The following is a 15,276-nucleotide window of genomic DNA, read 5'->3' as shown; positions in this document are numbered from 1 at the left end:
TAACGCTATTTGGGCTTCAAATCGATACTTACGTCCCGATTCCACGGGCCCGGTCAATGCGCTCAGCTACCTGAAAAGCCGCTTCCAACTCCGAGTAGCCGTTTTCCTGCATCAGTGTCCAGCGCTCGGCCTTTTCTTCGGGTTCCGTCATGGCCAGGGCGAGATAGAGACTGGGTGGCACGGCTCGAAACAGCGTCTCGAGCTTCTTCGACAGCACGACCCCTTCGGTGTATTTACCGGGTTCTTTGCTGGCGGACAGCAACAGGGCTTTTTGCGCCGGTGTGAGCTTCTTGAAGCGAGCGATTTCTTCGATTTCCGCCGGTGGCATGTTTAAACAAATCCACCACTCGATCATGTTGAGCATGGTCTGCGCGGCAGTGGGGAAGTCGGCAAGGTTCTGCGTGGCGAGCCAGAACCAGGCGCCGAGCTTGCGCCACATCTTCGTGCCCTTGACCACGAATGGCGCCAGCAGCGGGTTCTTGGTGATGATATGACCCTCGTCGGTGACCATGATGATCGGTCGGCCCAGGTACTGATCGCGCTCGGCGAGGTTGTTCACGGTGTTCATCAGGCTGATGTAGCTGATAGACATTTGTGCCTCGTAGCCTTCGCGGGCGTAAGTAGCGAGATCGACAATGGTCACATCGCTCTCGGGCCAAGGCGTGCCCTCGCGATCGAACAGTTCACCCTCGAAGCCCTGGCAGAACAGGTCGATGGACTCGCCCATTTCCTGGGCACGCTCGCGACGTTTCTCTGGCAGGTGCGGGTCGGCGGCGACACGCAGCAACGCGTCGCGCACGTCGCGGGTCAGCACCTGGCGACCCGCCGCGACACAGGTCTGTGCCGCATCCAGGATGCACTCGCGGATCAGGCTGCGGTCGGCTCGACTCAGGCGGGCTTCTTCCTTGGCCTCGCCGCCGGTGATCATCAGTCGAGCGGTGATTTCCAATTCGCCAAGAATATCGCGTTGGTCTTCGCGACTGGTTACCGCCTCATCGTCCAGCTCATCAATCGATAGACTCGCCACCTGATCCGGTTGCTCGACCAGGCGCCAGGCATCGGCGAACGGGGCGAGACTGACCGAGGCGCCAGGTTTCAATTGGACCTTGTTGACCGACAGACCCTGTGTCGCGAAGTAGTCGCCCTGCAAGCCGAATGAGTTGCCGGCCTCGACGATAAACAGGCGAGGGCGGTACACCGCCATGACCTGCATCAGCAGGGTGACCAGGGTCGCCGACTTGCCGGCACCGGTGGGACCGAACAACAGCAGATGACCGTTCATGGCCCTGTCCAGGCGTGACAACGGATCAAAACTCAACGGCGAGCCTCCACGATTGAACAGGGTGATACCCGGGTGGCCGGTGCCGGTGCTGCGGCCCCACACCGGAATCAGATTCGCCAGGTGCTGGGCAAACATCAGGCGGGTGTACCAGTTGCGCGTGTCGCGGGCCGGGTTGTAAGCCATCGGTAACCAACGCAGGTAACTGTTGCAGGCGGCGACTTCATCGCCTTCGCGTACCGGTTGTAGGCCCGCACCCAATAGTGCGTTCGCCAGGCTGACCGAGCGCTGGTGCAATTGCTGTTCGTCGTGACCGCGCAGGTAGAACGCCAGGGTGCCGCAGTACAGCTTGTGCCGGCGACCGATGATTGCACGAGCCTCTTCAACATCTTGGCGGGTCTGGGTCGAGGCCAGGTTTTCACCGATGGCTTTGCGCGCCAGTCGGTTCAATTGATCCTCAAGTACATCCTGCGGTTTGACCACCAAGGTTAGACTCATGACTGTACCTTCAGGTAACTGGTCGAACAGTGCATTCACCGCGTCGCCCTTGCGGGTTTCTCCGGTGAGTTGACCAATCAAGGGCGCCCGGCGCAGCTTGTCCACCACCATGACCCGGTGGGGCTGATCGTCAAAAAACCAGAGTCCGTGCTGCACATCCGAACGCGGCTCATTGAAGAACAGCCGCTCGGCAAAGTCATGATCGAAGGGCAGTTCCAGCGACTCGCCCTCGCTAGACTCCGGATAGGCCACGCGGCGGTAGAACTCCTCGGGCGCTTCATCGGTGAGCCTGGGTGCCGGATTGAACCAGGGCAATAACCAGGCATACAGACCTCGGCCATCGACTCGCGTCGATTGCACCCCGCACGCCTGCAATGAAGCCGCGATACGTTCGCAAGCCTGTTGCAGGGATTGCACTGGGGTGAGTCCCGTCTCCTCAGCGTCAGACTCAAGCCAGCGATAGACCACCAGGCGCACGCGTCGGTTATTGCCACGCCAGGGCAGGCGCGTCACCACCTTATCCTCAAACAGACCCCCGGGCTTGGCGATGGCCTTTAGATGACGGCGGCTGAGCTCCAAATACGCCTCGGTGAAAACCGTGCCTCGCGCGCTGTACTGAATATAATCGGTGAGCCGGGTCAGGTAGGGGGTGAAGTCGTTGTCGTCCTGGCAGAAAAACTGCGCTACCCAAGGCGCTTGATCCTGCTCCTCAAAGCTGTCCTGCAGGGCATCCTCGAGGGCATCGCGGGCGGCCATCAACCAATCGGGTTCGCGCCCTTCGGTGCCGATGGGCAGTAACTCGAACACCGCCCCCACCGAACGATTGTCATCCAGCAGAAAACACTGCTCGGTGTCGAGGTATTCGACCCACGGCAGGTGATCGGTGAAGCTGGGGTTATGCGCATAGAGTGCAGCGTCATCGGCCAAGGTGGCGCGAGGGCGTAATGGGTGGCGCCAGGCTCTCCACGCGGCAGTGCGGTTGCCCGAGTCGCCGCTATGCACTACAAGTCTTCCTGACGTTCACCCGGCAATGCGTACTGCACCCGTTGGTAGAACGGAAAGACGGTCGAGTAACCCGGCACCGGTGCCTGCTCGGTACCACTCAAATGCGGATACACGTACAGCACCAGATCGGGATTGGGCAGGCGCGGGAACAGGTTGTGGATCTCGTTCGCCGCTGTGCGAGTGTACGGTTCCTGGAGAGCAACGGAGAAATCTGCTTGAGCCAACGGGCGGCGTAACTGTTGGCGAGCCTCCAGCAGTTGCTGCTGAGTGCCTTGCGTACCGGCGCCGTTCCAGATGTCCAGCGTGGTTTGCTCGCCATGGGGCAGCAGCGTGTCCTTGTCGGTGGAACACCCCGCCAGACCCCAGCAGAGCAAACTAATCCAGGTCAGGCCGAGAAGCTTGGTCTTTTTCATGGCGAACGCTCCGGCCCTTGGGCTCATAATCGATGGTTATCTCATGGTCGAGGTGCAGTGCGACCTGTGCGGCGGGTGGCACGTACACGGCCGCAAAGGCCTCGCCATACAGTTTGTTGACCCACTCGCGGATGTCGCTGACTCCACCACTGATGATTGAATTCAGTGCGCTGTTGCCCGTGCTGTTGGTCACCCCGAGGGTACTGCCACCCGAACTGATCACGCTGCTGTTGTTCTGCTCATCCCCGAGCAGAGCGGCGACCCCAGCGCCGGCGGCAGTGATCAGGCTCTGGCTGCCGAGGTACTGCTGGGCGTTCGAGCGGCGCTCGCCGGCAATGCACGGGATGCCATACGGATCGGACAGGTAGCCGAGTCCGCCACGGATCTTGTCGGTGTTCGAGCTCTGGGTGGTGGAGGCATTACGGCTGGCGACCGCTTTCGGCTGAGGCACGGTGCGGATGGTGCCATCGGTAAACACAAAGGTGACCGACTCGACTTGTCCACGTACGCAAGACAGGGTCCAGTCACCGGACGCCGTGCCGCTCATCACGGCACCCGCGACGTCCGGCAGGTCGATGCCGTTGGCCGTCAGGTTCTCCGGACCGACCAGCACCTTGAAGGGATAAGGATCATTCACGGTGCCATCCACCGGGACGCGGCCGATCAGCGCGGTCATGGCGACCGAGCCCATCAATGTCGCGTTTTCGGGAATCGTATAGACCGGCTTCGCGCCTTCGGTACGATCAACGGATCGCGTCAGGTCACGCTCACCCTGGGTGACGGCACGCAGCTTTTTCTGGCTGCGATCAATCGCGTTCTCGTTGAAGCCTTCCAGTGAGTGGAAGGCGGTAGGCAGACTTAGTGCGGAGGAAGTCTTGGTTTTGCCTCGGGCGTCGGTGGACGGAGCATCCGAGGGTTCAATCCACTGCAGCGCATCAACAGCAGGATGCTGGCCTTCGAACTGCGCGCCATCGCCCGGCTCAAGCCCCAGTCCGATCGGCATGTCCTGGCCTTTGCCGGTCAGCCCCGACAATTGGTTCTGCAATTGCGTCAGCAGACCGCGAGCCTGGCGACTGTCTTGTTCTGCTTTGAGTCGGGCCTCGTTGGCTTGTCGGCGGCCTTCGTCGACCTGCTGGGTCACGCTGCCCAGTGCCGTCTGGATGCGCGAATCGACGCTGTTTTCCCGCTCGCGTAGGCGATTGTTTTCCGTCTGCAGTGAGTCATTGTGTTTTTTCAGCCCGAGCATGTCGCTGCGCATGGCCTTTACCTGGCCGATCAGTGTAGCGACCGTATCGCGTGGGGTATCGCCCGCAATGCCGAGCGACTTGGCTTGCTCGGCGGATAACTGAAGGTTGCCCTGATCAACCGGGCTATTTGGAGACGGTGCACTGCCACCCGCGACCCAGGTTTTCAGGATGATAAACACCACGGCCAACAGCGCAGCCGGTACCAGCCATTTGAGCAAGGCGTTAGCTTTCATCGTCAGCACCTCGCGCAACGGGCGGGAGCAGCACGGCTTGCTCGAGGCCGGCACCGCGGGTGACGAGGTAGGCAATCGTGGTGTCTTCAGCACTGCCGACAGGCCCGAGGAAAGCATGCTGGAAGGCCGCGGCGAACAGCTTGGCCTGAAGCCGACGCGGATCGAGTTGCACCGTCTCTGAACTACGATTGCGCAACTTCACTGCCGTCACCCAGTAATCACCGAGTCGCCAGGCGGCGATAGGTGTGCTGGAAACGTTTTCGGTCGGCAACAGGGTCGGCAGTTCGGTGCGCAGCTTGAGCGGTACGCGGCGTACGCCGGGTAGGGATTCTACGGTGCGCAGCGGCGCGTACAGGCTCTGTGCGGCATAGCGCGTCAAAGCGACCGGGATCGGTGTACGTTCTGGAACAGGTACGGTGCTCGATTCAGCCTCGGTAGCTTGCCCCTGAGCATTCTTGAGAATACGTAGGGGCTCCAGCGGTTGATCGCCGGGAGTGGCCGCGATATCCAGCAGGATAATCTCGCCCGTCGTGACTGATTGCAGTTGCAGTCGGGTCGGTGCAATGGCTTCTGACGCGCGCAGGTACAGCGTGCCGCCAGTTGATTGCACACGCAGTTTGCCTGTCAGGGATGAGGGCACACCGACTCGAACATTCTCATCGACAAAGACCACCCGCTCCTGATTGATCACCAGTGGGACCGCGAGGGGGAGGCGCTCCCAGTGCATCAGCTCGACGGCCTGCGCTGCAGCTCCCCATAGAATCAGTGCGACGGTGAGTCCGAGGGTAGAAATCCGCTTCATGGCGCAACTCCAGGCAGGGAGATTTTTCGCGGAGTGCCCTGATAACAATCCAGTGCCAGCCCCCACTTATTGCGTTCGGGGTCCAGATCAAAACGCACCACGCGCAATGGATAACGCACCACCACCCGTTTCACCGGTTCAGCGGCGTAATACTCATCGGCATTGAGGTCGAGCTTGACCAGCCAGCTGTCGCGGTCGAGTTGCTTGACCCTGAGGTCCGGATCTTCGCTGTAGCCTCGGCCCAGAATTTCGTAGACCCCACGCACCCGCTGCCGCAGTTCGCCGGCGGCCTTGCGGTACTCGTAGTCGCCGTCGAGAAAGGCCTTGCAAGCGGGTGTCAGGTAGGACTGCAAGCCATAGATGGCGCGGCGATAGTCCTGCTCGCCATCCGACGGCCAGCGGTTGAGCTGGCCAAAGATGTACAGGGCAAAGGCATAGACATTCTCTGAGGGGATATCCCACCACTTGCGAGTGCTGCCCGAGCGCAGATCTGGGGGGACATGCACGGTCAGATCTGTCGGCGCCGAGCGCCAGCCAAACCAGAGCCCGGCACAGACCAGGGCAAGGATCATTACCGCCAGACGCAGGCTGAAGATATGCGCCTGTTGGGCATCCACCTTGTTCCGAAATCGGCTCATGGCTGCCACCGAGACAGGGCAGGGCGCAGTCGACGCGAACGGCGAACCGTCCAGGCACCTGAGTGAAGGATCAAAGTCCCTCGACCCAGACGCCAACGGCTAGCCAGTACCCATTCGAGTTTGCGGTACAACCAGGTCTCGGGGCGAGCCCGTTTGGCCCGACGCAGTAGCGTACCACCGGTCAATAACACCACGACCATGCCCGCGATAATGCTGGTCGGCGCCATGGCAATGGAAGCGGTGGCGATCGCCAGAGGAACGCCCAACAGCAGGCCAATGACGGCGCCGATGCCGAGCGCGACCCACATCTCATCATTGGTCAAACCGCGCAATACGGCGGGATCACGATTGAGTCGCTCTGGGAGAAAGACCAGGGTGCCGTCAGCAAGGCGTTCGATAGTGTCGTTCATGCCGACCTCACAGAATTGCGGCAGCCTTGGTCAGGAACCAGATGATGATCACTACCAGCAGGGCGCCTATACCGACCACAGCGCCGAGATCCTTCCAGGTCTTACGCTGGTTCTGTACGTCGGCGTACACGGTCAACGAGTGCCAGGCCACCCCCAAGAAAGCGAGTAAGGCGATCAGCAGACCGAGCAGGATGCCGCCGTCGTAGGCATAGTTTTTGATCGTCTCGATCAACCCGGATCCTTCGCCGCGCGAGGGGGCTTCCATGGTGGGGAGCTCGGCTAAAGCCAGGCTTGGGCCGAGCACCAGCAGCAGACCGATCAAGCGTTGGGTCGCACGATCACGCAGGTTGTTTTTCAGGGGGACAAGGCACTCGAACATGACGGCGATCTCCTGGATTAGGAAAGGGTGAAAAACATCAAAACCAGCAAGGTGAGCAGCACGCGTGCGGCGCTACCACCGAAGGCTCCAAAGCGAACACTGCCGGCTGCCCAACCCCGGTAGGCCGTCCAAATCACCCAGGTGCACCACAGCAAGGTCAGGACGAGAACTAGGGACAACCACAGCGTCGAACTGCTCTGCGGTGCGAAGCCAGCGGCGTTTTGGAACGCTGCGATCTGAGCGTCAGTCATGCTCATGGCGAGGGCTCCGCAATCGGAGTGTCGAGGCGGTAATCGCCGACCAGCTCATCGGGGTCGCGGGGCTGAGCACGGGATGGGGATAGGTAACTCCGCACACCTTGGCGGATGCGCTGGATGTCCTCTGTCAGGCGGGGATAGTCGAAGCGATAGCGTTCGTTTGGTTCAAGGGTACGGGCTGCCTTCGCTCGCGTCGCAAGGCGTTCGATAATGTCGAGCTGCTGTTGGATCAGGCTGAGCTGTTCCTGCTCATGAGCCGATGCGGCACAGCCGCTGCCATGAGCGATGGCCAGTGAAAGGAATAAAAAGCAACGAAAGACGGTAGTTGACATGATGCTGGTCCATGTGGAGATGGAGCCAGCATCAAGTTAGGGGTTGAATTACTCAGTATAAAACGCGAGATGGGATGTATCGCTTTTTTGGAGGCGAGCGGAAGAAGTTTACCCACACATACACTAGCAATCGATTGGGCGAAAAAGAGAGCCCAGTCTAACAATTCTTCCCCATTAGTAATGTGTTGCTCATAAGGCAATGAGTGGATTCACTTCAGCTTGAAACGCGTATGGGTGACGAAGAGTCAATCATCGCTTAGCATGGGGGCGTTCACTTCTCATTTTCCTAACCTGAAGGAAGTTTCACATGTCTCGTTTGGCTGAATTTCGCAAGCTTGAACAACAACTGGCCGAACAGCTCGCAGAGCTCGAGTCGATGAAAAGTGACTCCGGTCTGAAAAAAGAAATGGAATTTGAGAGCAAACTGCGTGCATTGCTTGGCGAGTACGGCTTCAGCTTGAAGAACATCATTGGCATCCTGGATCCAGAAGTTGGTCGTCGTACCTCGACACCAATAGCTGCCCCCGTAAAGGCAGTCCGTAAGGCTCGCGAAGTGAAGATTTACAAGAATCCAAACTCTGGTGAGGTGATCGAAACCAAGGGAGGAAATCATCGACAACTGAAAGAATGGAAAGTCGAGTTTGGCGCAGACGTTGTTGACTCGTGGCGTACTCAGTAAGATCGGTTTGATGACCAAGGGCCTGTAAGGGCCCTTTTTTATCGGTGAGAATTATAAATCCGGAGTGCAAGTCTTGACCCAGTCCTGCACCAGTTTAATTGGTGGTTAGATCCTTGACACTCCCCCAAATCTTGGAAGCCTATATTTCATCTGATGCTCTAACCCATAGTGGGAGTCGAGGACGACCTCTAGCAGCTTTATTTGCATTCGTATGGTGTGTCAGTTTTCGGTCGCTGGATAACTATCCTGGCATCGGGACATGTAAAGAAAAAACTGGTTTTTCCGAATCAGAGATACTTCTTGAATGTCGTTGCCGTGATTGCCGTAATGATGCCGAGCATCACAGCACAAGGGAAAAACACAGCCATGGGATTGAGCGAAAAGGGTAGAGACAAGTAGATAACCCAGGGCACGATCAGCAGTGGTAACACGGCTCGTTTAGCTCGATGGTAGACAAAGCTACTTTCTCGCCCTGCGCCAAATTTACGTAGGTCCCGGCGCATCAGTCCATCGACAAAACCAGTGAACATGGCCAGCAGAAACAGGGGGATGGCCAGGACCAGAATGGTTAGGCGCACCACGAAGGTAAAGGTCACATACACAGCCGCCAGCACAAAATCCTCAATGGTTACGTAGAACTGGTTGATCCACTCCCAGAAGCCATTGCCCTGGCTCGACACCCGCGCCTGCCGGGCAAAATCCGCAAAGCCAGTCTTGACCAGCAGCCACTGATTTAGAAAATCCAGCCACTGGACAATCGTCTGTCCGGGTTGTTGGATGATGAGTGAAGATTTGAAGTGTTCGCTAAGCCAGCCCAGTTCATTGCTCAGCATGGCCTGGCTGTGCCGCCAGCCCTGATCGCCCCAAAAGAGCAGTAGGCCTGCAAACTCGATCAGGATCGAGAACAGCAACGAGGCGATCAGTACACCGATAATGCGTAAAACCAAGCCAATCGCCGATACGATTAATCCTGGGCGCTGGATCGGTTGTGGCGGCGTGTTTTGTGCGGAAATCGCCATCGTTCACTCCATTGCGTGCCGCCGAGTTGATGCCGTCACGGCGCTTTCCGAAGGTGTGCTTGCTGAATTTAAACCTAAGTCAGGGTTACCCCACTGGCTCTAAATCGAAGTCAATTGTTGGCCCACCACCGCTTGCGCTCCACCATTGCCCCGCCTGCTCGTTGTAAACCGCCCGCATCCGCTGAGTGAGTTCCTGCAGATCCTTGGGCATGGCGTCGTCGATGGAGGGTTTGGGCAACGGCATACGGACTTTCCAGAGCTGGCCACCGGCCTGGAAGGAGAACATTTGCCCCTTGGGCAAACTGACGATGTGAGCGGGCTCGATCAACGGCACGCTGGTGCTGCTGACGCGATCCTGCGAGGACGAAGTGAAGTCGGTATTGGCTTCAGGGTCGGAGGTGTCGGTGGCGCCGGACACCAGCGTTTTCGTCAGTACATTCACCATAGGCAATTGCTGGGTGAGCAGCTCAGCGGTGGCGGTTTCGCGTACGCGCAGCATCTGCAGGGTGTTGAAATTGCCGATCACCTGACCGGCCTTGGCGCGGTTGCCGATACGTGCTTCGATATCGCTCAGGGTTTGGGTGTAGGCCGTCACCTGAATACCGGCACCGCCGCCCTTATTGATCAGCGGGATGAATTCATCACCCATCAACTCGTTGAACTCATCGGCGTGCAGGTTGATCGGCAACTTGTCACTGTTGTTGCCCGATTGGGGCAGGCCATGGTCGATGCCGTGTTTGTAGATGTGTCCGGCGACCGAGACCAAGTCGGCGAACATGGAGTTGCCCACAGCGGCGGCCACCTCGGCGTCGGTCAGCGCATCCAGACCGACGTAGACGATGCCGCGTTTTCGGATGATCTGCATCCAGTCGAAGATTGGCCGCGGGTCATCTAAATCGGTGTAGTTGGGGGCCAGTAACTGTGCGGTCTTGCCGGTGGTGAGTTTCTCCAGCAGCGGCAGTAGCGAAGCCACGATTTTGTCGAAGTAAGTACGGTCGTAGCGTACCGCCGAACGCAGTCCGTCCAGTACCGGATCAAATACCCGCTTCACCGCCAGGTACTGCTCGATGGCCACCACGCGCTTTTCGCGCCCGACCATATGCCGGGGAATGTTCTTCTCGGTGAGCTTGCCTTCAAGCTGGACAATCACTTCCCACGCTTTTGGGTCGGTCTTGGCAAAGAACTGCTGGGCGTACTCGATGAACAGTGCGTCGATGTTCACCACATGTCGCTGAATCTGCAGGTAGTCCGGACGTCGGCCCAGTTCAATCAAAGCCCGGGCAATGATGTTGACGAAGCGCCAGGCGAACTCACGGAAGGCTGCAGAGTTACCTTCACCACTGAGCTGCCCAGCAATGCGCGATGCCACCTCCGAGATGCGTCCGAAGCGTCCCACGGCGTTGTAGCGGGCGGAGATCTCCGGCCAGCCCAGATGGAACACATAGAACTCCTTTTCCCGACCGGCCCGTTTGGCTTCGACGTACATGCGCTTGAGCAGGTCGGCATCGCCCTTCGGATCGAAGACGATCACTACCTCGTGTTCAACGCGGTGTATGTCCTGGGTGATGTACACCTCGGCGAGTCGCGTTTTGCCGACACGGGTCGTGCCCAGCACCAGTGTGTGTCCGACCCGTTCGTCCCGCGGCAGGCTGACTTCCGTTTCGTCGGGCTCGACGCCATGCAGTAGCGGCGAGCCACCTACCGGGGGCAAAGGGCGCAATGGATTGAAGGCGCTGTCCCAGGCGGTGACACGGGCCAGTGTCGAGAACGGAAACGGTGCATGTTCCAGGCGCCGTTCGAGTGCTCGGGCCAGGCGGTAACGGGTCGGTTGCTCGACATAATGAGCGACAGCCGGATCCTGAGCCTCGACCAAGCGCTGGGTGTGCAGGCGTGTCCAGCGAAAGCCGCGGCCCATGAACAAACGCTTACGACTGACCGGAATCTGCCGACTGGTCATTTCGTAGCGGCGCAGCCGACGGATATTACGCTGATAGCGCAGCACCTCCCAGGCTTGTCGCAGCCGGATCAGGCCGAATAGGGCATAGGCCAGCGCCGCAACCAACCCGATCTCGGGTGATAGGGCCACCGCCCAGGGCGAGTACACGCACAACACCGCGGCGGCGATGCAGATTGCTACGGTGTACAGCTCCACCGCTGGCCGGAGCTTGGACTCCATCGCATGCTCGGCCATGACCTGGACTCACTGTTCCAGCGAGGTGGCGGTGATCAAGACGGGGTAGTGCTCAATCTGCAGGCGGGTGGCGATGTCGTTGCCGTTGACCGGCAGGATGGTGATGCCCGGAGCGGCTGCTCGAATCCGGGCCAGGGCTTCAGTATCGGCCACTTCGACGGCGAGGCCGGCCGCGCCCATTCCCCGCAGTTCAGCCGCGCGTTGACGCAACCAAGTCAGCGATTGGGGATCCTCACCGACCAGAAAGAAGGGTTGCAAACCCGGCATGTTCAGGGCGCGAGACGTGATCTGGCCGGGGCTCAAGTGAGAACTGCGGACGGGCAGTATCCAGGCTTCATCGGCAAMCGTGGACAGGTCCGCATACATGGCCCGATCAGGCTGGGGCTTGTTGTTTATGGGCGGCCTGGAAGCTTGAAAATGGGGGTGGGTGAAGTCGCTAGGCTGATCGCCGGCTACGGTCAGTTCTGGCTGGGCGAAAGGTACCAAGAGCAGGATGAAATAGCAGGTAAGGGATATTCGCTTCATGGTGGTGTGCCTTGTTCGAAGGAAACCAGCAACCGTTCGAGTTGCCGGGAAAAACCTGCGCGGTAACGCGCGGCTGATGTTCCTCCCGCCGGGCGGTGATAGCGTCCGGCCGCTGACACCCAATCACCGGTGGYGGCGTGATGCTCCTGTAACACCGCGGCGGTCACAGCGAGATTTCGGTAGGGGTCCAGGGCTTCGCAGGGGCGGGAAAAACGTTGTCCGTGGTAACCCAGGTTGGTTTGGCCGAGTCCGGCATCGACCCGCTTCGCGTCATATCGGGCGAGCGCTTGAAGCAAGGCGTGACAGGCGGCCTGGCGAGTGGCGAAGCGGTAGGGGGTTCCGGCGATGTTCAGGGTCCACGGCCAGGGCAGCAGTCGACCGCGGACGCGGGTACCACTCTCCTGCAGGGCAATCGCGAACAGCACCGTCGAAGGGATGTCGGCGTCATGCGCTGCCAGTTGGTAGGCAGGCGGCGGAAGTTCGTCCGCCTGGACGGCGAGCATTGTCAGCATCATTGCAAGACCACTCAGTCGAGGCGTTGCCATTGTCCATTTACCTGTTGGAAAGTGGCGGGCAATGGCCCCGGGGCACCCAGGCTGAACCAGCGGCCACGGTCATGGTTCAGGGTGATCTGCCGGTGTTGAACCTTGGCCGGGTCGATGTTCGCTTGCCGAGCCCAGCGACGGACGCGTTCATCCTCGCCTTGGCTGCCCACCAGGTAGATATCGAACGCCGTGTCACTGCTTTGCAGACGCTGCGCTTCAGCGGTGCACGCTGGGCAATGGTCCTCGACAAACAGAGCTTGGCGCGGCTCTACCGATGAGCTGGCAGGGGACGGGGATGCCATACCCTGGATCGGCAACAGCCCCGGAAACAGCTTGGCCCAGGCCGCGGTGTAAGCATTTTGGTAGGCCAACTCGCGCTCGGCACGTTTGGCTTCCAGCGCTACCTGCAATTCGGCATAGCGCTGACGCTCCTGGTCGTTCTCTGCTTCGACGCCGAGTGCAGTCAGCGGATCGAGATTCGGGCTCCAGTAACCACGCGGGCCGGCTTGGATCTGTTTGAAGCGTGTCCACTCCTGCTCCGTCAGACCCCAGCTTGTCGCCTGTTCAGGGTGCGAGCGCCCCAGCGGAGTGGACTGTGTGTCCTGGACCCGTGACGGTGTCGTGACAGGGTTACCCATCGCAGCGCCCGTGCTAAGCAATGAAACGAGACAGACGACAGGGGACAGTAGCGCTCGGTTCATGATCGTTTCTCAAGGGAGTTGCACGGTCTGGTCTGGCTGAGTGGGCACCGTGAAGATGGCCGCGTTCGGCTCCAGCGCCTTCAGCTGCCATGTGCCGAGCTGCTCGCCGCTATGCAGCAGCCGAACATCCATAAGCGAGCGACTGTCAGGAGGAGCGACCGCTAGAAAGCGCTCACCACCGCGGGACTCGACACTCAATACTGAAAACGGTGGCGAGAGCGGGGTGGGTTTGGGGCGAGCGGTCTGTTTCGGTTTGGTCGCAGAAGGCGTCGGCGGTGGAGGGAATGGCTGGGTCCTGAGGTCCAGGAGCTGCTGCTCGACCTGTTCAATGCGTGCGCGTAGCGCGATCATGTCGGCTTCGGTGGCGCGGTCTGCCAGACCGTCGCGTAGCTCCTGTATCTCCTGCGCCCATTGATCCAACATCGGATCGAGGGTATTGGCCTGTTGCTCACCGGTATCGACCATTTGCTTCAGGTCTTTCAGTGCGTACTGCAGCTTCTCCTGTGCATCCATGAGGGTGCTTGAATCACGTTGCAGGGTATCCAGGGTCTGTAAGCGTTGGGCGTTCGCATTTTCCAGCTCGGTCACGCGTTGATACTGGTTATACAAGCCACCACTAAGCCCGGAGACCGCCAGACAAAGGGAGCCGACAATGAGAGTTTGAAATGTCGAGGCTTTCATGGGCGTGCATCCGACTGATGGGACGAGGTTGGTGTGACCCGCACCTTGCCAGCATCATTTTTCTCCCGTTCGAAGCAGACCGAACGGCTGACCTCATCGGTCGTGAGTTGCCATGCGGGGCCTGCCAGCACTTGTAGTGCGTTGCGTAATGAGATCGGGCCGAGTCGGTAATGGGCGGCGGGCAGAGCCCGGGTAAACAGTATTTTCACTGGTTCTTCGGCAGGGCAGAGCGAATAACCCGAGCGCTGCAGCACGTATTGCAATGCATCCTGCACTAAAGGGCTCAGGCTGGACGGGATGTTCACATCAATGATTTGGGCCAGAAGATCGCGTTGTTCCGCGGTGGGCTCGGTGCTGACCAGTGTGTAGCGGCCATAACGAAGTTCTGCCGGATGGCTTTCTTCGGCTGTGCCCCTCGAGTGCTGGGCCCGATTGGAGCCACTGTCGATTTCTGGATCGGTCGGCAATGTATTGGGGATTTTTGCGGTGCAGGCGCTCAGCAAACCCAGCAGGCAGACAGGCGTGAAAAAACGCTCCATGGAAAAAACCTCATGTCAGATTCAGTGCAGAACCTGACATGAGGTGAAGGAGCGATTCAGTGAGAAAGTCGATTCAAGGCGGGTCGTGTTAAAACTGAACGCGTTGTTACTCATCAAAAACGGCGAGCCCATCCAAGACGGCAGCGTCGGGGTCGAAGATCAACAATCGCACATCCGCCAATGCCGCCAGATACAGTACGTTGACCAAAGCTTGCGGCGTGGCGGCGTCGAGCTGCTCTTGTCTCAGGGTTGAATAAGGCAGGCTCTCAATGTTCAGCAGGTTGTCGTTCGTCCATGGCGTGCCGATCAGTTTGCATCCGATACCGCAGCAATCCGGCAACGCGAACAGTTCGAACAAGAGGCCAGTTTGCCTCGGAACGAAGTGACTGACCCATTCTTCCAGATAAAGCATCGCTTCTTCGGGAAGGTGTGCGGTACTGATCTCCCAGGCTCGACTGTAGTGTCCCGTTTCGAAGCTCAAGCGATGGACCACGGCTTGGGCTTCTTCCAGTGAGTACAGGTCGCCGACGTGATGCCGCTCGTTGAGCACTTCTCCCATCACGGCGTAGATCACTTGGCGCACCAGCCCGGTGGACTGGCAGCGTTCATCCAACTCCTCCGGAATGGATTGGCCTTCGCTGATCAAGGCGAAATCGTCATTGAACAGACAGGGGAACAGCTGCAGCTCATCGTCGGGCAGATGGGCTTGTGAGTCGTGCACGGGTCGAAAGCAGGGAGGGCAGTCGTCTTCGTAGGTGATCAGTAGCAGCCGTTCGATATGCAGGTTGTCGTAGCCGCGAGCAAATGGATTGGAGGCTGCCAGCAGAGCTGGGGTTTGGGGTGCGGGATTCATGAGCGTTCTCCAGATGAAAATGAACAAGGCGCCCGAAGGCGCCTGTGAGG

18 protein-coding genes are annotated in these 15,276 nt (G+C 59.2%); 1 reads left to right on the top strand and 17 read right to left on the bottom strand.

Annotated features, from left to right (window positions below):
* Positions 1-28: 28 nt before the first annotated feature.
* The 9 genes from AC1D2Q_RS11565 to AC1D2Q_RS11525 are packed head-to-tail and all read right to left on the bottom strand — an operon-like array spanning position 29 to position 7,493.
* The gene (locus AC1D2Q_RS11565) at positions 29-2,779 is read right to left on the bottom strand and encodes a conjugative transfer ATPase (protein WP_477813261.1); all 2,751 of its coding nucleotides are present in this window, start codon (positions 2,777-2,779) and stop codon (positions 29-31) included.
* A complete protein-coding gene (locus tag AC1D2Q_RS11560; protein WP_477813260.1) occupies positions 2,779-3,195 on the bottom strand; it encodes a TIGR03751 family conjugal transfer lipoprotein in 417 nt (138 codons plus the stop codon). The genes AC1D2Q_RS11565 and AC1D2Q_RS11560 overlap by 1 nt, the downstream gene beginning before the upstream one ends.
* A complete protein-coding gene (locus tag AC1D2Q_RS11555; RefSeq protein WP_477813259.1) occupies positions 3,158-4,675 on the bottom strand; it encodes a TIGR03752 family integrating conjugative element protein in 1,518 nt (505 codons plus the stop codon). The genes AC1D2Q_RS11560 and AC1D2Q_RS11555 overlap by 38 nt, the downstream gene beginning before the upstream one ends.
* Positions 4,665-5,477 (bottom strand): TIGR03749 family integrating conjugative element protein, encoded by an 813-nt coding sequence (locus AC1D2Q_RS11550; protein ID WP_477813258.1) that lies wholly within the window; start codon positions 5,475-5,477, stop codon positions 4,665-4,667. The genes AC1D2Q_RS11555 and AC1D2Q_RS11550 overlap by 11 nt, the downstream gene beginning before the upstream one ends.
* A complete protein-coding gene (locus tag AC1D2Q_RS11545; protein ID WP_477813257.1) occupies positions 5,474-6,115 on the bottom strand; it encodes a PFL_4703 family integrating conjugative element protein in 642 nt (213 codons plus the stop codon). The genes AC1D2Q_RS11550 and AC1D2Q_RS11545 overlap by 4 nt, the downstream gene beginning before the upstream one ends.
* The gene (locus AC1D2Q_RS11540) at positions 6,112-6,525 is read right to left on the bottom strand and encodes a TIGR03750 family conjugal transfer protein (protein ID WP_477813256.1); all 414 of its coding nucleotides are present in this window, start codon (positions 6,523-6,525) and stop codon (positions 6,112-6,114) included. The genes AC1D2Q_RS11545 and AC1D2Q_RS11540 overlap by 4 nt, the downstream gene beginning before the upstream one ends.
* Before the next feature lie 7 nt (positions 6,526-6,532).
* A complete protein-coding gene (locus tag AC1D2Q_RS11535) occupies positions 6,533-6,904 on the bottom strand; it encodes a TIGR03745 family integrating conjugative element membrane protein (RefSeq protein WP_477813255.1) in 372 nt (123 codons plus the stop codon).
* 17 nt (positions 6,905-6,921) lie between these two features.
* Positions 6,922-7,161: a TIGR03758 family integrating conjugative element protein gene (locus AC1D2Q_RS11530; RefSeq protein ID WP_477813254.1), complete on the bottom strand. Its 240-nt coding sequence runs from the start codon at positions 7,159-7,161 to the stop codon at positions 6,922-6,924.
* Positions 7,158-7,493: an integrative conjugative element protein, RAQPRD family gene (locus AC1D2Q_RS11525; protein ID WP_477813253.1), complete on the bottom strand. Its 336-nt coding sequence runs from the start codon at positions 7,491-7,493 to the stop codon at positions 7,158-7,160. Before AC1D2Q_RS11525 ends, AC1D2Q_RS11530 begins: the two co-directional genes overlap by 4 nt.
* A gap of 307 nt (positions 7,494-7,800) precedes the next feature.
* Between AC1D2Q_RS11525 and AC1D2Q_RS11520 the strand changes: the two genes are divergently transcribed.
* Positions 7,801-8,172: a histone-like nucleoid-structuring protein, MvaT/MvaU family gene (locus AC1D2Q_RS11520; protein WP_477813252.1), complete on the top strand. Its 372-nt coding sequence runs from the start codon at positions 7,801-7,803 to the stop codon at positions 8,170-8,172.
* Positions 8,173-8,459: 287 nt separating this feature from the next.
* Here the strand turns inward: AC1D2Q_RS11520 and AC1D2Q_RS11515 are convergent, their stop codons facing one another.
* The 8 genes from AC1D2Q_RS11515 to AC1D2Q_RS11480 form a co-directional block, all read right to left on the bottom strand.
* Entirely contained in the window at positions 8,460-9,191 is a 732-nt protein-coding gene (locus AC1D2Q_RS11515; protein WP_477813251.1) for a TIGR03747 family integrating conjugative element membrane protein, read from the bottom strand.
* A gap of 85 nt (positions 9,192-9,276) precedes the next feature.
* Entirely contained in the window at positions 9,277-11,382 is a 2,106-nt protein-coding gene (gene traD / locus AC1D2Q_RS11510) for a type IV conjugative transfer system coupling protein TraD (RefSeq protein WP_477813250.1), read from the bottom strand.
* A 9-nt stretch (positions 11,383-11,391) separates the two neighbouring features.
* Positions 11,392-11,907 (bottom strand): integrating conjugative element protein, encoded by a 516-nt coding sequence (locus tag AC1D2Q_RS11505; RefSeq protein ID WP_477813249.1) that lies wholly within the window; start codon positions 11,905-11,907, stop codon positions 11,392-11,394.
* Entirely contained in the window at positions 11,904-12,452 is a 549-nt protein-coding gene (locus AC1D2Q_RS11500) for a lysozyme family protein (protein ID WP_477813248.1), read from the bottom strand. The genes AC1D2Q_RS11505 and AC1D2Q_RS11500 overlap by 4 nt, the downstream gene beginning before the upstream one ends.
* Positions 12,434-13,153, bottom strand: a complete 720-nt coding sequence (locus AC1D2Q_RS11495; protein ID WP_477813247.1) for a TIGR03759 family integrating conjugative element protein — start codon at positions 13,151-13,153, stop codon at positions 12,434-12,436. Before AC1D2Q_RS11495 ends, AC1D2Q_RS11500 begins: the two co-directional genes overlap by 19 nt.
* Before the next feature lie 9 nt (positions 13,154-13,162).
* Complete coding sequence (locus AC1D2Q_RS11490; protein ID WP_477813246.1) at positions 13,163-13,834, bottom strand: chemotaxis protein; 672 nt, start codon at positions 13,832-13,834, stop codon at positions 13,163-13,165.
* A complete protein-coding gene (gene pilL2, locus AC1D2Q_RS11485; protein ID WP_477813245.1) occupies positions 13,831-14,373 on the bottom strand; it encodes a PFGI-1 class ICE element type IV pilus protein PilL2 in 543 nt (180 codons plus the stop codon). Before pilL2 ends, AC1D2Q_RS11490 begins: the two co-directional genes overlap by 4 nt.
* 106 nt (positions 14,374-14,479) lie before the next feature.
* Positions 14,480-15,226, bottom strand: coding sequence for a DUF5983 family protein (locus AC1D2Q_RS11480; RefSeq protein ID WP_477813332.1), 747 nt, complete (start codon positions 15,224-15,226; stop codon positions 14,480-14,482).
* Positions 15,227-15,276 lie beyond the last annotated feature (50 nt).

Source organism: Pseudomonas sp. P1_A1, from assembly GCF_056406935.1.
The sequence above is the reverse complement of the archived record's forward strand: the minus strand, read 5'-3'. Positions and strand labels throughout refer to the sequence as shown.

What these genes read in the sequence shown, in the direction of transcription:
- AC1D2Q_RS11525 (WP_477813253.1), bottom strand. Translation starts at nt 7,493, where the DNA reads ATGTCAACTACCGTCTTTCGTTGCTTTTTATTCCTTTCACTGGCCATC.
- AC1D2Q_RS11495 (WP_477813247.1), bottom strand. Translation starts at nt 13,153, where the DNA reads ATGAACCGAGCGCTACTGTCCCCTGTCGTCTGTCTCGTTTCATTGCTT.
- AC1D2Q_RS11550 (WP_477813258.1), bottom strand. Translation starts at nt 5,477, where the DNA reads ATGAAGCGGATTTCTACCCTCGGACTCACCGTCGCACTGATTCTATGG.
- AC1D2Q_RS11535 (WP_477813255.1), bottom strand. Translation starts at nt 6,904, where the DNA reads ATGTTCGAGTGCCTTGTCCCCCTGAAAAACAACCTGCGTGATCGTGCG.
- AC1D2Q_RS11515 (WP_477813251.1), bottom strand. Translation starts at nt 9,191, where the DNA reads ATGGCGATTTCCGCACAAAACACGCCGCCACAACCGATCCAGCGCCCA.
- AC1D2Q_RS11540 (WP_477813256.1), bottom strand. Translation starts at nt 6,525, where the DNA reads ATGAACGACACTATCGAACGCCTTGCTGACGGCACCCTGGTCTTTCTC.
- AC1D2Q_RS11490 (WP_477813246.1), bottom strand. Translation starts at nt 13,834, where the DNA reads ATGAAAGCCTCGACATTTCAAACTCTCATTGTCGGCTCCCTTTGTCTG.
- AC1D2Q_RS11520 (WP_477813252.1), top strand. Translation starts at nt 7,801, where the DNA reads ATGTCTCGTTTGGCTGAATTTCGCAAGCTTGAACAACAACTGGCCGAA.
- AC1D2Q_RS11530 (WP_477813254.1), bottom strand. Translation starts at nt 7,161, where the DNA reads ATGAGCATGACTGACGCTCAGATCGCAGCGTTCCAAAACGCCGCTGGC.
- AC1D2Q_RS11560 (WP_477813260.1), bottom strand. Translation starts at nt 3,195, where the DNA reads ATGAAAAAGACCAAGCTTCTCGGCCTGACCTGGATTAGTTTGCTCTGC.
- AC1D2Q_RS11480 (WP_477813332.1), bottom strand. Translation starts at nt 15,226, where the DNA reads ATGAATCCCGCACCCCAAACCCCAGCTCTGCTGGCAGCCTCCAATCCA.
- AC1D2Q_RS11545 (WP_477813257.1), bottom strand. Translation starts at nt 6,115, where the DNA reads ATGAGCCGATTTCGGAACAAGGTGGATGCCCAACAGGCGCATATCTTC.
- AC1D2Q_RS11555 (WP_477813259.1), bottom strand. Translation starts at nt 4,675, where the DNA reads ATGAAAGCTAACGCCTTGCTCAAATGGCTGGTACCGGCTGCGCTGTTG.
- pilL2 (WP_477813245.1), bottom strand. Translation starts at nt 14,373, where the DNA reads ATGGAGCGTTTTTTCACGCCTGTCTGCCTGCTGGGTTTGCTGAGCGCC.
- traD (WP_477813250.1), bottom strand. Translation starts at nt 11,382, where the DNA reads ATGGCCGAGCATGCGATGGAGTCCAAGCTCCGGCCAGCGGTGGAGCTG.